The following is a 14,712-nucleotide window of genomic DNA, read 5'->3' as shown; positions in this document are numbered from 1 at the left end:
TTCAGCCAGTCCGTATGGATAGTACCGCGGATGATCCCCTAGCTTACTGTACGCGGCCGCTCCATTCTGGAGAATCCAGGGATATGCACATTGGACCATTCCGGTTGATAGTGGTCCACACGTCCGACAACGACCGTCATATCATCATGAATTTGATTCTGCTGGTAGCGTATCACCTTTTCCAGCAGGCAATCGGCAATTTCCTGCGGATCGGAGCTCGTCACCTCTTGGATCATCCGTTTCATCCACAGCTCCTTGTTCACGGCATAACCCGGCGCATCGTAAATTCCGTCCGTCATCATAATGAGCACATCTCCCGCCTGCAGCTGAATCGATACCAGATCAACTTCAATATCCTGAATGATGCCGATCGGCAGATTGCTGGCGGTAACGGGTATCACTTCATTCCCCCTCTTAATAAAGCTCGGCGTCGAACCGATCTTCATAAACGTCGTTTGAGCCGTATATTGATCGATTAACGCCATATCGACCGTCGCATAAATCTCATCGGGCGATCGCAGCATTAATATCGAATTCACCGACTTGATCGCCAGCTTCTCATCCATGCCGGATTGAAGCAGCTGCTCGAGAATGCTCAGCGCGGAGCTGCTCTCCAGCCGCGCCCTCTCCCCGTTGCCCATACCGTCGCTCAGAGCCACGGCGAATGTGCCGTTTCCCAGCTCCACCGTGCTGAAGCTGTCGCCGGACAAAATATCTCCGCCCTTGGCAGCCCCGGCCACACCCGTGATGACTTCAAAGGTCTTCGCCGACCCGAAACGCACCGTGGCCAGCCCGTCCCGCGGATGGGTAAGCGTCTCCTCTACCACAGCGATATGCTCGCCGAGAATATCGGACAGCAGCGGGGCGATAATCTTCCTGCATTCATCATATCCCCGCGTATACGCATGAATAATTTCAATCTCCACATGGCCGGAGTCCAGGCTGATGATATCTATGCCTTGGATCGACAGCCCCAAATGCTGCAAGGCCTCCCGGATCTGCTCCTCCTGGATATGCATCGTTTGGCTCTCCCGCTTGATCTCCCGGGCAAGATCCTCCATTACCTGCGAGACGCCGGACAATTGCTCGGCCACCAGGTGACGGCTATCGTATATTTGGCGTTTCCACTGCATATCATGTTGGTATAGATGGTATTGCTGCTTGAGGATCGCCAGCACCTCCTCCTTCTTGGAGCAGATTCGGCTCCACTCCGCTGGCAGATCCTTCACCTCCAGCTCCGGATTTTCTTCAATCGAAGTCATCATATCCGTCATATATTTATAAGTCTGATAGAATTTCATATCCCAGCATTGATTACGTTTATAGCATGTCGCACAGCTGCCCTCAGCAACCGCATTCATAAAATGATTCATCTCTTCGGTCTGTTTGCCTGGCGGCTGCACCGTTCCCGTCGTCTGCCCGAAGCTTTGCGACAGCTGGCGGAACACCCGGGAGAATTGGGTCACCCGATCTGCCGTCAGATCCCGAACACGCTTCGCATACTCATGCTGGGAACGCGTGTGATCCTGCGTGCCCGGAACATATTTGCCAATCGCCTGCATTACGCTCTTCGGCGTCAGCAGGAAGAATACGATGGCTGCACAGGTTTCCAATGTTGAGACAAGCACCTCATTCGGGTTGCTGAAATAAATGGAGAGAATGGTTGCGCCGAGCAGCATGCCAAGCGATACGCCGGGCTTCTTCCCTTCCTTCAGCATTCCGGCAAGCATGCCGGAGAACGCGAGCAGACTCATTTGAGAGAATGCCGATATGTTCGCAAGGCTCAGGATGAGTCCTGTCACCACCCCTACCGAAGCTCCGAGAGGAGCTCCCCCGACCAGCGCAAAGAGAAGGATCAAATAACGGGAGAGGACATGCTCGATCGACAGGGATTGAATTGTCCAGCCGACGGCACCTGTCATTACCGACGCCAGCAGGATAATCAAGCATAGAATTTCCTCATTGCGAAGCACATATGATTTTTTACGGAGCGTCATGACCGGAATCGCTTGAATGAACACCAGGGTCAGCACAAAGCTGAGCACCGCATTCAAGGTCAGCATCATCATCGAATACCAGGTAATGCTCGGTCCGACCAGCACGGCGAACAGGTTCACGAAGAATGTGGAGACGAAGACCATCATCGGGGCATACGACAATTCCGCCCGGTCATACGTTTCCAGTCCCCGCATCATAAAATAAAAGATGAGAATCTCTGCCGGCACCATCCAAGCGACCGGAAAGGGGGTAAGCAGGCTTCCTGCCACAATGGCAATCCCTACCGGCAGCAGGACGTCGCGGCGCATAAAAGCGATAACGGCGAAGTAGGCCGCAGCAAACGGCGAGAGCTCCCCCAAAATCATGGCTCGTCCAAGCAAAAATCCCATAAAGGTCAATAATATCATCCACTTCTTCGTGGCCAGGAAGTGGATGGGACGCTGCAGGAAGGACAGCTGCCCTAATCGATCCGTCAAACGGGCACGCAGCGAGCCCGCTCCTCCCTTGACTGCCTCAGTACCCGGAAACATCACCAGATTTCTTTTATCCATTACGCTGGCACCCCATTCTTCACGAATTTGTTGGTCCCATTATAAAACCCCGGTACAGGAAAGTTTGTCAGAACACCGGACAAGCCCAAAAGAAATTTCCGACAAAAAAGCCGCCCTCCGCGAACGAACGGACAAACGCGGTTCATCCCCGTGCCCTAGCGGCATTAGCAGGTGTCCGCTTCAAGCCGGATCTGCGGTTCATTTCCCGAATTGCGGCGTCTCGTCTCCCCCCATCCCGGTCAATTCCACCGTAAATCGCGTAGGAACCTGTCGTACGCTTGTCTGCGGCGACAAAAAAACCGCAGAAGGCTTATATCCCTCTGCGGTCAGTTTATATTTTATCGAATTACATACGTTTGGCTCCGCGTCCGCCGCGTTTGCCCTCGGTATTCTTCTTGAGCGAAGAAATTCGTTCTTCACTATCTTTCAGGAAGCGTGACATTTTATCCTCAAAAGAAGTCTTATTGGCTGCAGGCTTAAACGGGCGTCCGCCGCGTTCACGGTTGAAACCACCGCCGCCGCCACCACCAAATCGTTCTCCGCCGCTGCTGCGCTCCGGTCTTGGTCCCCGGGGTGGTCGACTTTCAGAAGCCGGTTTGTCGACAGCTTGCTTGATCGAAAGACCGATCTTGCCGTCCTTATCGACATTAATTACCTTGACGGTCACGACATCGTTAATCTTTAAATGGTCGTTGACGTCCTTCACGTAATTATCGGCGATTTCTGAGATGTGAACGAGACCCGTGACACCTCCTGACAGATCCACAAATGCTCCAAAATGCGTTATGCCTGTCACCTTGCCCTCTAACTTGGTGCCCACTTCAATTGCCATAGAATAAAATGATCCTCCCTTAAAAATATACGGCCCAGATCTTCTGGAATCCAAGCTACGGTGATTTGATTATACATAATGACCTGATCAAGGTCAACAGACGTCTGTCATGCCTAATTACGGCTATTCGCCCGAATTTTGGGGCTGAATAATCGGCGTTTCGTTCGGCAAGTAGAGCCCGAATTTCTTGCGGGCAATCTGCCCGATATATTCAGGATCATTCAGTCGCTCCACCTCATGTTGAAGCTGGTTCATCGACTGCTCGATCACCTTGTATTGCTGCTGCTTCTCCTCAAGCGCTTCATTCTGTTTGCGGATGCGGTCATTTTGGGACCAGAGCGAAGAACCGGCCCAGATCAAAAACAGCGCCATGATCGTAAAAAATATTCGTTTACGCCGGCGGGCGCCCTGCGTGTTGGCTTGGGTCTGCCCGGAAGCCTGCTTCTTCGAATTCGGCGGTTCAGCATATCGCCCCATGACCATACCTCCTAGAACCAGCGTTGCCACGCCTTAATGACCTTGTTCGCCGCCTGCTTGCACCAAGCCGGCAGCTTGAGCCGGGATGTGATCGGCTTCAGCATCCATTTCAAGAGCCGCCAAAAAGGCATCAGGCATTTCAGCACCAGACGCAGAAGCGACAACAGAAACTTCCACAGGAAGCGAAGCAGTCCCAGCAATATCATGAAAATCCCTCTTACCGGATTCCATATCAACATTCGGAATAACTTGTACAAAATAGACAAGAGCCCTTTCGCTGCCTGAATTAACATTACCACAAAACGCTGGGTTATGACACTCCATAATAAAAAATAGATCCAAACCCCTATAAAGAGTCCCACAAAGACATAGAAGCGGAGCTGGCCGTCATTCGTCACATACAGCATGCGGAAGATGAAGAGGGCTGCCGCAACCCAGTACAGAAAATCAAGGGCATGCTTGGACCACCTCGGGAAGTGGAGCTGGCCAGCCAGCACCCGGTAGCTGTCGAAGGCCATACCCATTGCTGCCCCGGAGAAGAGCATCCAGAGCAGCGTGATCCATTGAACGCTCGGGTTCATTTAAACAGCTTGCCCAGAAGACTCTTGTTCTTGGCCTGGGACCCGGGATTCAAATAAATAAGTGAATGCACCAGACCTTCAATCGACAAAAGCCCCTCTTCCAGGCTGAGGTTTTTAATATGTAAATTTTGCCCCCGAATCGTGAGATGCCCAAGCTCGGTCTGAAGCAGAAACTCTTCACTGTCGAAGCTCTCCACATTCTGGACGCCGGTAATGTCCAGCAGCTTCCGGTTCTGCATGCGCAGGTCGTGAAATTTGCCCTTCCCTTGGTCGATCATGGCATGTACCCCTCCTTTTAACAATAGCTTATGGGGAGGCGGCTGCCTTTAGAACAGGTAAAGGAAGACACTTCAAAACAATGAATCTGCCGCCACTTACGCGGATCGGGATTAAAAAAGCGCCCCTGCTCCATTGGAGAGGGACGCTTCTTGCAACGGCTGGGACATCTACCAGTCCAGTCCGTTATCTTTAACGATCGGTTCTTCCTTGACCAAGGTATAGAGGCTGTTCGCCTCATCTTTACGGGTAGACTCCGCGAGACGCTCGACCCGGACCGTCACGAGCTTCTGGCCAAACTGGACAGTGATCTCGTCGCCCAGCTTCACCGAGCTGCTCGGCTTAGCCTCACGGCCGTTGATCAGTACCCGGCCTTGATCCGATACATCTTTCGCTACGGTACGCCGCTTGATTAACCTCGATACTTTCAGGAATTTATCGACGCGCATTATTTTACAGCTTCTTTAAGCTTGTTGCCTGCTTTGAATGCAGGAACGTTCGATTCCGGAATTTCGATCGTGTTGCCTGTTTGCGGGTTACGGCCCGTACGGCCTGCGCGCTTGCGGGTTTCGAATGTGCCGAAGCCGATCAATTGAACTTTATCTCCATTAGCCAAGGCGTCTGTGATTTCGCCAAGGAACCCGTTAAGAACGTTCTCTACGTCCTTCTTAGTCAAACCGCTTTTGTTGGAAATGTTGTTGATCAAATCTGTTTTGTTCATGAATTAAATCCTCCCAATTATCAGAAAAATATAAGATTTACGGTAGTCGGTTAAACCGCCTTGCGAAAGTAGCAAGATTTCACCATAAAAGATTATTCTGGATGATTTACGGAATTCCTGCCGGACTACCGTATTTTTTTATTTTTTTGCGGAAAAAATGCCCGCATTACCGGCCGTCGGTGCTTTCTGCCCGAGTCTTCGCTTCCTGCCAAAGGGTCTCCATCTCATCCAGCGTGCTGTCTGAAAGAGCTTTTCCCTGGGCGGCGAGCTGCTCTTCTATGTAGCGGAAGCGACGATAGAATTTGCGGTTCGTTCTCGAGAGCGCTTCTTCCGGGTCCGCCCCGATAAATCTGGCCGCATTCGAGACCGCGAACAGCAGATCTCCCAGCTCCAAGGCCGCATCATCCGCGCTCTGGCCATCCGCTACCGCCTGGCGCAGCTCCCGGAGCTCTTCCTCAATCTTCTCGAATACGCCTTCGATGCTGTCCCAATCAAAGCCAACCTTGGACGCCTTCTTCTGAAGCTTATAGGCCTTCATCAGCGCCGGCAGATCCCGTGGAATTCCATCAAGCGCCGAAGCCTGATCCGGCCGCTGCCCCTTGCGGCGCTTCTCCTCCGCCTTCATCTGCTCCCAGTTTCGAAGCGCGGATTCCGCATCGTTGGCGCTGCTCTCGCCGAACACATGCGGATGGCGGAAAATGAGCTTGTCGTTCAAGCCTTGAATGACATCGTACACGGTAAAGGTGCCGAGCTCCTCCTCCATCTGGGAATGCAGCATAATCTGCAGCAGCAGATCGCCCAGCTCCTCCTGCATATGCTCCGGATCGTCCTCGTCAATCGTCTCGAGCACCTCGTAGGTTTCCTCGATCAGATTTTTGCGTATGGACTCGTGGGTCTGCTCCCTGTCCCACGGACAGCCTTCGGGACTCCGAAGGATGCCGACAATTTCATGCAGGCGGGAGAACGTGCGCTGACGAAGCGACGGATCATCGCTTCGCGGAACATAGACCAGCGACAGATTTCCGTATCCGTCGATCCGATCCAGCTCATACAGCGGAACGTGACGAATTTCCTCTTCTCCCTCGACGCCGAGCGCGTGTCCCACGACGACCGGGTAATCATCAGGGTACAGCTCCATCAGCGCGAGCTTGACCTCGGAAGCCGTAAACATATCATACACCTGGCCGATCAAGGTGTGAAGCTGGGGCTGAATGACGTCGCTTCGAAGCTCAGCCGCATCCAGCAGCTGAAAGCCTTCGATCGGATCGAACCCGAGCCGCACGAACGCCTCGTCCAGGAAGCTCTCCCCCCCGAGCACGGAAAGGCTCACCTGCTGCTCCGGGCAGCGTTCCCGCAGCAGCCGGACCGTCGCCTCCGCCACCATGGGGTGTCCGGGAACGGCGTACACGATCCCGCGGTCATCCTCCGCGGCTTTCGCCAAATTCATCAGCGCGGATGCAATGGACTCGTACACCTCCGGGAAGGAGTCATGGGCTTCATAGACATGGTCAAACGACTCCGCTTGGATGCCCAGCCCGCCCAGCGCCTCGATCACGGGATGGGACATCGTGCGCACATAAACCTTGGACGCCTGCTGCATGGTTTTCAGGATGCCGACGGTTAACCGGTCCGGATTCCCGGAGCCGAGGCCGACCACCGTAATAGCTGCACTCATAGGGTAACTTCCTTTCGCTCTTCGCCCGGGGCGTTCCCAGACTTCGTTATATCGTACACTACTATATCACACCAGATCAAACATCTCACGCGGGGCCCCTGCATGCATTCATTCGTTTAGCGCAGCAGGCGCAGCGCCTTTAAGAGGGCTGCCAGCGGCCCGCCGACCTTCGGCAGCATCCGAAGCTCCGACGCTGTGAGGAGCTTCGTCCAAGCGGCGGCGGCAAGGAACGCGCCGCCTCCCGCAAGCACGCCGCCAAGCGCTGCGGCGGCGTCGGTGAGGCGGCCCGGCGCCACGCCGGCCGCCCCGAGCATGGCGCCGGCCGCCGCTTGCGCGCACCAGGCGGCCAGCGCCACGGCGGCGAGGACCGCAAGCGTCCTCGCCATGGCCGCGCCCGCACCCGCGGTGAAGCGGGCGCTTCGCGAGAGCAGCGCGAGGTTCAGCGCTGCTGCAGCCAAGTGCGCCGCCACGCCCGCGATGGCGGCGCCCGCTATGCCAAGCTGCGGCACCAGCAGCAGGTTGAGCAGGAGCTTCAACGCCGCAGCGGCAAGCAGGTGCAGGGCCGGCGCCTTAACGATGCCGACGCCCTGCAGCAGAGCTGCCGTGATCGTGCTCATCGTGCCGCCGGCTGCCGTAAACGCAATGACCTGCATCGTTAAGGTGCCTGCGGCGTCTTCGTACAGCATGACGTTAATCGGCTTGGCCAGCACCGCGAGCCCGATGGACGCGCTCATCCCGATCAGCCAGAACCAGCGGAGCGCCATCCCGGTCTGGCTGGCCACCCGTTCCCGTTCGCCGCGGAACTTGGCTTCGGCCAGCGCCGGTATAAACAGCACGGACAAGGACGTGGCCAGCATGGTTACCAGCTGCACCAGCGGCAGCCCCCGGTTGTAAATCCCGAATTCCGCCATCGCTGCCTCATCCGGCAGCCCGGTCATACTAAGCAGCCGCGGCACAGTAAATGTATCGACCAATCCAATTAGCGGGACGGCCAGCAGGCTGAGGCAAACCGGGATGCCGTATGCGAGCAGACGGCGGAGAAGAACGCCCGCTCCCTCCTTGTTTACATCGGCATGCAAGCCGGAATCCTTCACATCTTGCTGCTTGACGGGGGGCATAAGCGGCTTTTCTATACGTCCGCCGCAGCTGCTTCGGTGCCTCCGCCAATACCAGCCCATGACCAGGAGACCTGCTGCCCCTCCGGCCGCCGATCCCAGAAGCGCTCCCGCCGCGATTCGATCCGGCGATGCTCCGGCTTCGATAAGATACAGCAGCAGCACGATCATGACGGCTACCCGGACCGACTGCTCCACGATCTGGGATGCGGCCGTCGGCACCATATTGTGCAGGCCCTGAAAATACCCGCGCAGCACCGACATCCAAGGCACGAAGGCCAGCGCCAAGGCGCCTGCCCGGATTGCCGGCACCACCTGCCCGCTGCCAATCGCTTGTCCGAGCCAGGGAGCTGCGGCGTACATGACAAGACCGAGCACCAGCCCGAACAGCACGAGCGTCACCGAAGAGATGCGCAGCAGCCGGCGGCTGTCCCCGCTTCGGCCCTCGGCTTCGTATTCAGCCACAAACTTGGAGACGGCCGCCGGAAAGCCGAGAACCGCCAGCGTAATCATCATCATGTAGAAGGGGTAGACCGTGTTATAGATGCCGAACACGGCATCCCCGCCCATATTCTGCAGGGGTATTTTTTGCAAAGTGCCGATCAGCTTCGACAGCATCGCTGCGGCACTAAGGATGAAGGCTCCCTTCATCAGCCTGGAGCCTGTCTCTTCTGGTTTCATATCCGTATTCCAATCCCACGCTTATCTTAGGGTTCTTCGCACCGTGGCGACATGCCCGATGTTTGAACGTGTATCCCCATTATAACCGCGGAACCAGGCTGGGCACAAAATTTTACGGGTTACATCCTTCGTAAGGCCTCGCTGGCTTGACAGCAAAAAACTCCCGGCTTCCCTATAGACCGCAAGGATCCAAGTTCAGCGGGAGTCAAATCCAGCCCTAAGGCTGTCCATCTGTTGTCTTACTGCTCCATTTGCTTTCCGAGGAAGCCTGCGGCCGTCTCAGCCATTTTTACTTCCATCTCGCCCATGTTGACGGATTCGTCCTTATTCAGCAGCACGACGCTCCCGATCGGGTCACCGCCTGCAATGATCGGCGCGGCTACGAAAGCCGACAACGTCTCCGGATTATCCTTGCTGATCTCATACGTTCCGCTGTTGCTTTCGAGAACGGTCTTGCGGTTTTCCATGCAATTTTCCAGCAAATTGCCGATCGGCTTGTCCAAATATTCCTTCTTGGAGCCGCCGGCTACGGCGATAAAGGAGTCACGATCCGAAATAATCGTAATGTGGCCCGTGCTTTCGTATAGGGATTCCGCGTATTCCTTCGCAAAATCGCCAAGCTCGCCGATTGGCGAATATTTCTTCAGAATGACTTCTCCATCCCGATCTACGAAAATTTCCAGCGGATCACCTTCGCGAATCCGTAATGTGCGTCGAATTTCTTTCGGGATGACCACGCGCCCGAGGTCATCGATACGGCGGACGATACCAGTAGCTTTCATGTCACTTGTTGCCCCACTTTCATAAGAAGATTTTTCAACTACTGTTTCCTTACGGGAAGAGGATGTCCCCAGGTGTATAAGAGTTAATTGTCTGACCATAGTATTCATCCATTCCCAAATCCTTATACATCATGAACCCTGCATTGGTTGCGAAATCCATAATAAAAATAAAGTGAAGATTATCGTTTTTCGGGGAAAAAAATCCATAACGTGTCATTTCACACGTTATGGATTCAAATTCAGCCCGGTTTTCACTTTGCGAACGCGATAGCCCGCGCTCCTGCCTGCATGGTCATGATGAAATCGACCTTGGAAAGCCAGGCCCCCCGTACCAGCAGCGGAGGCTGGCATTATAAAGACGCTGGCGCAGGCCAAAGCTTCAGACTACTTCCCGCTGTCTCCAGTACCGGCAGCCGGTGCCTTCTCGCCATCAGCCGGCGCATCGCTGCCGTCGGCAGGCTTCGTTGCATCGCCGCCCTCCGCAGGCTTCTCTTCAGCAGGCTTGTCCCCGGCGTTCTCGCTCTTCGGCAGGTTCATGCTCTCGATCAAACCACTGAGCTCATTCTGCATAAAGTTATCGATTTTGCCTGAAGCCAGCTTGTTCTGAATGCCTTCCTTCTCCTCGGCGGTTAGCTTGTCATACGTTACTTCTTCCCGCTTCTCGACCTTCATGATGTGGTAGCCATAGCTGGTCTCGACGGGATCGCTGATTTTGTTCAGCTCAAGGGACAAGGCCTTCTCCTTGAATTCGGGAACCCATCGGCCAGCCGGCTCATTCTCATACAAGCCGCCCTTGTCCTTGGAGCCCGGATCCTCGGAGTATTCCTTCGCGATTGCGGCGAAATCCTCGCCTTTATTCAGCTTGGACTGCACCTCCTTCGCAATCTTGAGCGCCTCGCCCTCCGGTCTTTCCTTGCCCTCTGGATCCTGGAAGCCGACGAGGACGTGACGAACGCTGACTTTTGTATAATCCTGCTTGGTCGCCTCGAAATCCTTTTTCATATCGTCCTCGGTTACTTGGCTCTTCTCGTATTCCACGACCGTCATAATGCGAAGCATGTAATTTCTTACATCCTCCTCAGTCAGCTTCTGGGCTTCCAGCGCTTTCTTGTAATTCTCTTCTCCCATTCTGCTCTTGTTGCTATTCAGCAGCTCATCCGCCTGCTTCCCGGCAGCTTCCTTGGCTTTGTCATCCGCTTTGGCATACAGGTACTCATAAGCGACTCCCTGCTTCGCCAAATACTCCTTGAATTCGTCCATCTGCAGGAATTGTGCGTATTCCGGCGACATGAACTGAATCATGCGCTGCTCCAGATCGAATTCTTTGGCGGTCAACTCTCCGCCTTTATATTTGACAATAACTTTGCTGTCATCCACTTCATTCCCCTTGCTGTCATCCTTTCCGCAAGCGGCGATCATCGACATGGACAGCACGGCTGTTAATGATACGATAAAGGTTTTCCATGCCCTTTTATTTCTTGACGGCATTGTGTAGTTCTCCCTTCAGGTTAAATGGCTCCTTGGCAGCCTCCAGAAACTTCTCCAGCAACTCGAGCAATTGTTGATCGTCAAGACCCTTGCCTTTGATCCGGATAACCATGGCTGGCCCTTGTTCAAATTGTACACGTCTTTCGAACAGATTTCCAATTTGCGCAAGCGCTGCCGTGTTGACTGCCTTATCCTGCCCTTCGTAGAACTGGAGCAGCACATCGTCTCCCCGCTGTGTAATGGAGTCGATGCCGTACGTACGACCATACACTTTCAATCGGGAAACCGCAAGCAAGTTGTTTACCGCTTGCGGCAGCTCGCCGAAGCGATCAAGCAGCTCGTCCTCAAGCTCTGCCGATTCATCGATGGTGGTGACGGAAGCCACTTTTTTATAAATTTCAATCTTCTGAATACTGTCGTAAATGTAATCCGACGGCAGATACGCGTCGATCCCCAGGTCGATGGAGGTGTTCCAATCCTTGGTCGGCGCAGCTGTCTCGCCAAGCATGCTGACTTTACGCTTCTGGATTTCCTCTGCCAGCATCTGGGAGTACAGATCGAAACCGACCGAAGCGATAAAACCGTGCTGCTCCGCGCCGAGCAGATTGCCCGCGCCCCGGATCGACAAGTCGCGCATCGCGATTTTGAAGCCGGATCCCAGCTCGGTAAATTCTTTAATCGACTGAAGCCGCTTTTCCGCAACCTCGGTAAGCACTTTATCCCGCTGGTATGTGAAGTAGGCGTAGGCGATTCGATTGGATCGTCCTACCCGCCCGCGCAGCTGATAAAGCTGAGATAATCCCATTTTATCCGCGTCATGGACGATGAGGGTATTCACGTTCGGGATGTCGACGCCCGTCTCAATGATGCTGGTGCTGACGAGCACATCGTACTCCCCGTCCAGGAAGTCCAGGATCGTCTTCTCCAGCTCGGTCTCAGACATCTGCCCATGGCCCACGCCGACTCTCGCTTCAGGAACAAGCATCGAAATTTGCGCGGCCATCTCATGAATGCCCTGCACCCGGTTATACAGGTAGTAGACCTGCCCGCCTCTGGCCAGCTCGCGCTCTATCGCTTCACGGACCAGGGTCTGGCTGTGCTCCACCACATACGTCTGCACCGGGAAGCGGTTCTCCGGCGGTGTCTCAATAACCGACAGGTCTCTTACCCCAAGCATCGACATATGCAGCGTCCGCGGGATCGGCGTTGCCGTTAAGGTCAGCACATCGACATTGGTTTTCAGCTTCTTCAGCTTCTCCTTATGCGTTACGCCGAACCGCTGCTCTTCATCCACGATCAAAAGGCCGAGATCCTTAAAGACGATGTCCTGCGAAAGCAGCCGGTGCGTGCCGATCAGGATGTCAACACCGCCCTGCTTTACCTTCTTGATCGTCTCATTCTGTTCCTTGCGGCTCCGGAAGCGGCTCAACACCTGAATATTGATCGGGTAGTTCGCGAACCGTTCGCGGAACGTTTCATAGTGCTGCTGGGCCAGAATGGTCGTCGGAACCAGCACGGCCACCTGTTTGCCTTCAATCGCCGCCTTAAACGCCGCTCGAACAGCCACCTCGGTTTTGCCGTAGCCGACGTCTCCGCACAGCAGCCGGTCCATCGGACGGTTCTGCTCCATATCCTTCTTGATTTCCGCAATGGCGCGAAGCTGGTCCGGCGTTTCGTCGTAAGGGAACATGTCCTCAAACTCCTGCTGCTCCGGCGTATCTTTGTCGAATCCGTATCCCGGAGCCGACTGGCGCTCAGCGTACAGCTTGATCAAGTCGTCGGCGATATCCTGCACGGAAGAACGGACCTTGTTCTTTACGCGGGTCCATTCGTTGCCGCCCAGCTTGTATATCTTCGGCTCCTTGTCCTCGGAGCCGACATATTTCTGAATGAGATCGATCTGCTCGATCGGAACGGACAGCTTATCGCCGCCCGCATACATGATATGCATGTAGTCCTTATGAATCCCGTTGATCTCGAGCGTGCCGATCCCCATATATTTCCCGATTCCGTGGTTTTGATGCACGACATAGTCGCCGACCTTAAGCTCCGTATAACTCTTGATGCGTTCGGCGTTGTCCATGCTTTTCGTCGTTTTGCGGGTTTTGCGCTGCTTCGAAGAGAACATCTCGCTCTCCGTAATGACAGCCGCATGAACGGACGGCATCTCGAAGCCGTTCTGAAGATGGCCCTCGAACATCAGAGGCTCGTCAATGCCATAGTCGTTCAGCACCCGGCGCATACGCTCCATGCGCTCTGCATCGCCGGCGAGCATCATGACCTGGACGCCGGATTTCTTCCAGCGGTCCATCTCCGATTTCAATACATTCATCTGCCCGTGGAAATCCTGCATGCCGCGCGTAATGAAGTTAACGATATTCTGCGGCTGCATTCTCGGAACCTGGCGCAGGAAGATCGATATGAGCAGACATTGGTACGGATGCTGATAGATCAGCTCCTCGGTATCCAGCGATAATGGAAGATCCGGCAGCGATTTACCGTGCTGAAGCAGATGCAGGTTCCATTCCGCCTCGTCCCGTTCCAGCTGCTTGGCCGTTTCCAGCAGTCTTGCAGGCTCATCCAGCACCAAAATCGTATCCTTCGGCATGTAGTCATAGAGATGCGTCTTCTCCGGATAGAGCAGTGAAATATATTTATAGATTTCAGGGAAATAGATTCGCTCGCGAAGCATCTCCACTTCCCGGTGAATTTCTTCCCGCAGCCGAAGCTTGGCCTGCCGGTCGGTCATTCGCTCAAGCTGCGCCTCCAGCATCCGGGTCACCGCCTCGGCCGTGCGGTTCAGCCGTTCCGAATCGGCTATGATCTCCTTGCACGGTGTAATGACGACCTCCCGAACCTTATCAATCGATCGCTGATCGGCCGGATCAAAGGTTCGGATCGAATCGATGTCCTCATCGAACAGCTCGACTCGGTACGCCATCGCCGCCGTCATCGGATAGAAGTCGATGATTCCGCCGCGAACACTCATCTCGCCGCGGCTTTCGACGCGCTCCACCCGTTCATAGCCCATCTCGATCATCCGATTCAGGAACGCCTCCAGCTCGAGTGTTCCTCCGTCCTGAAGCGTAATCCGGGCATCCGCCATGACTTCCGGTGCCGGAAGCAGACGGCGCACACCGGAAAACGGCGCAACGACAATACCCCGGAAGCCTCTGGCGCAGCGGACAAGGACATCAATCCGCTGTGCTAGAGTCTCGGGGCTCGATACGGCCGATTCCGCCGCAACCAGTTCATTTGCCGGATAGAGCAGCACCTGATCCGGTGAAAGCGCCTCCTGTAAATCATCAGCGATTTTCTGGGCTGAGAACATATTATGCGTAACGACGAGCAGCGGGCGCTGCTGGTCCTGATGCAGCGCGGCCATGAGGATTTGCCTGGAGGATCCGGATAGACCGGATATCAGCTGCTCCCTCATTCCGGTTCCTACGCCGGCCGCAATGGATTTGAAATCCGAATCCTTCGAAAATACATCAATAAGTGCTTGTAACAAAGGGGGCACCTCTCTTATGCAAAA

12 protein-coding genes are annotated in these 14,712 nt (G+C 54.8%); all 12 read right to left on the bottom strand.

All coding sequences use genetic code 11. The features are described 5' to 3' along the window. Window positions 1-38: 38 nt before the first annotated feature. The 12 genes from spoIIE to mfd all read right to left on the bottom strand — a co-directional run bounded on the left by spoIIE (window position 39) and on the right by mfd (window position 14,688). On the bottom strand, window positions 39-2,549 hold the full coding sequence (gene spoIIE / locus NST08_RS00275; RefSeq protein ID WP_251537914.1) for a stage II sporulation protein E: 2,511 nt from the start codon (window positions 2,547-2,549) through the stop codon (window positions 39-41). Window positions 2,550-2,895: 346 nt separating this feature from the next. Further along, window positions 2,896-3,381 (bottom strand): S1 domain-containing RNA-binding protein, encoded by a 486-nt coding sequence (locus tag NST08_RS00270; RefSeq protein WP_007132884.1) that lies wholly within the window; start codon window positions 3,379-3,381, stop codon window positions 2,896-2,898. 123 nt (window positions 3,382-3,504) lie between these two features. After that, window positions 3,505-3,858, bottom strand: a complete 354-nt coding sequence (locus NST08_RS00265; protein ID WP_007132883.1) for an FtsB family cell division protein — start codon at window positions 3,856-3,858, stop codon at window positions 3,505-3,507. Window positions 3,859-3,869: 11 nt separating this feature from the next. Further along, window positions 3,870-4,439 carry a spore cortex biosynthesis protein YabQ gene (gene yabQ, locus NST08_RS00260; protein WP_007132882.1) on the bottom strand — a complete coding sequence of 190 codons (570 nt, stop codon included), beginning with the start codon at window positions 4,437-4,439 and terminating at the stop codon, window positions 3,870-3,872. Then, on the bottom strand, window positions 4,436-4,717 hold the full coding sequence (gene yabP / locus NST08_RS00255) for a sporulation protein YabP (RefSeq protein WP_007132881.1): 282 nt from the start codon (window positions 4,715-4,717) through the stop codon (window positions 4,436-4,438). Before yabP ends, yabQ begins: the two co-directional genes overlap by 4 nt. Before the next feature lie 168 nt (window positions 4,718-4,885). Further along, on the bottom strand, window positions 4,886-5,164 hold the full coding sequence (locus tag NST08_RS00250; protein WP_007132880.1) for an RNA-binding S4 domain-containing protein: 279 nt from the start codon (window positions 5,162-5,164) through the stop codon (window positions 4,886-4,888). Next, window positions 5,164-5,436 carry an HU family DNA-binding protein gene (locus tag NST08_RS00245; protein WP_007132879.1) on the bottom strand — a complete coding sequence of 91 codons (273 nt, stop codon included), beginning with the start codon at window positions 5,434-5,436 and terminating at the stop codon, window positions 5,164-5,166. The genes NST08_RS00250 and NST08_RS00245 overlap by 1 nt, the downstream gene beginning before the upstream one ends. Before the next feature lie 166 nt (window positions 5,437-5,602). After that, the gene (gene mazG, locus NST08_RS00240; protein ID WP_210095657.1) at window positions 5,603-7,111 is read right to left on the bottom strand and encodes a nucleoside triphosphate pyrophosphohydrolase; all 1,509 of its coding nucleotides are present in this window, start codon (window positions 7,109-7,111) and stop codon (window positions 5,603-5,605) included. Window positions 7,112-7,227: 116 nt separating this feature from the next. Then, window positions 7,228-8,907, bottom strand: a complete 1,680-nt coding sequence (locus NST08_RS00235; RefSeq protein WP_341341332.1) for a polysaccharide biosynthesis protein — start codon at window positions 8,905-8,907, stop codon at window positions 7,228-7,230. A 239-nt stretch (window positions 8,908-9,146) separates the two neighbouring features. Continuing rightward, a complete protein-coding gene (spoVT, locus tag NST08_RS00230) occupies window positions 9,147-9,689 on the bottom strand; it encodes a stage V sporulation protein T (RefSeq protein ID WP_028406014.1) in 543 nt (180 codons plus the stop codon). 384 nt (window positions 9,690-10,073) lie between these two features. Continuing rightward, a complete protein-coding gene (locus NST08_RS00225; RefSeq protein ID WP_028406015.1) occupies window positions 10,074-11,177 on the bottom strand; it encodes a peptidylprolyl isomerase in 1,104 nt (367 codons plus the stop codon). Further along, a complete protein-coding gene (mfd, locus tag NST08_RS00220; RefSeq protein WP_028406016.1) occupies window positions 11,161-14,688 on the bottom strand; it encodes a transcription-repair coupling factor in 3,528 nt (1,175 codons plus the stop codon). Before mfd ends, NST08_RS00225 begins: the two co-directional genes overlap by 17 nt. Window positions 14,689-14,712: the final 24 nt, after the last annotated feature.

Source organism: Paenibacillus sp. FSL K6-1566 (genome assembly GCF_038050475.1).
In the GTDB taxonomy this organism is placed as follows: Bacteria; Bacillota; Bacilli; order Paenibacillales; family Paenibacillaceae; genus Paenibacillus_AQ; species Paenibacillus_AQ lactis.
This window is presented reverse-complemented; position numbering and strand designations above follow the sequence as displayed.

Bases quoted from the DNA above. Each gene is read 5' to 3' on its own strand.
- mazG (WP_210095657.1), bottom strand. From the start codon at position 7,111: ATGAGTGCAGCTATTACGGTGGTCGGCCTCGGCTCCGGGAATCCGGAC.
- yabQ (WP_007132882.1), bottom strand. From the start codon at position 4,439: ATGAACCCGAGCGTTCAATGGATCACGCTGCTCTGGATGCTCTTCTCC.
- NST08_RS00235 (WP_341341332.1), bottom strand. From the start codon at position 8,907: ATGAAACCAGAAGAGACAGGCTCCAGGCTGATGAAGGGAGCCTTCATC.
- NST08_RS00270 (WP_007132884.1), bottom strand. From the start codon at position 3,381: ATGGCAATTGAAGTGGGCACCAAGTTAGAGGGCAAGGTGACAGGCATA.
- NST08_RS00225 (WP_028406015.1), bottom strand. From the start codon at position 11,177: ATGCCGTCAAGAAATAAAAGGGCATGGAAAACCTTTATCGTATCATTA.
- NST08_RS00265 (WP_007132883.1), bottom strand. From the start codon at position 3,858: ATGGGGCGATATGCTGAACCGCCGAATTCGAAGAAGCAGGCTTCCGGG.
- spoIIE (WP_251537914.1), bottom strand. From the start codon at position 2,549: ATGGATAAAAGAAATCTGGTGATGTTTCCGGGTACTGAGGCAGTCAAG.
- yabP (WP_007132881.1), bottom strand. From the start codon at position 4,717: ATGATCGACCAAGGGAAGGGCAAATTTCACGACCTGCGCATGCAGAAC.
- NST08_RS00250 (WP_007132880.1), bottom strand. From the start codon at position 5,164: ATGCGCGTCGATAAATTCCTGAAAGTATCGAGGTTAATCAAGCGGCGT.
- NST08_RS00245 (WP_007132879.1), bottom strand. From the start codon at position 5,436: ATGAACAAAACAGATTTGATCAACAACATTTCCAACAAAAGCGGTTTG.
- spoVT (WP_028406014.1), bottom strand. From the start codon at position 9,689: ATGAAAGCTACTGGTATCGTCCGCCGTATCGATGACCTCGGGCGCGTG.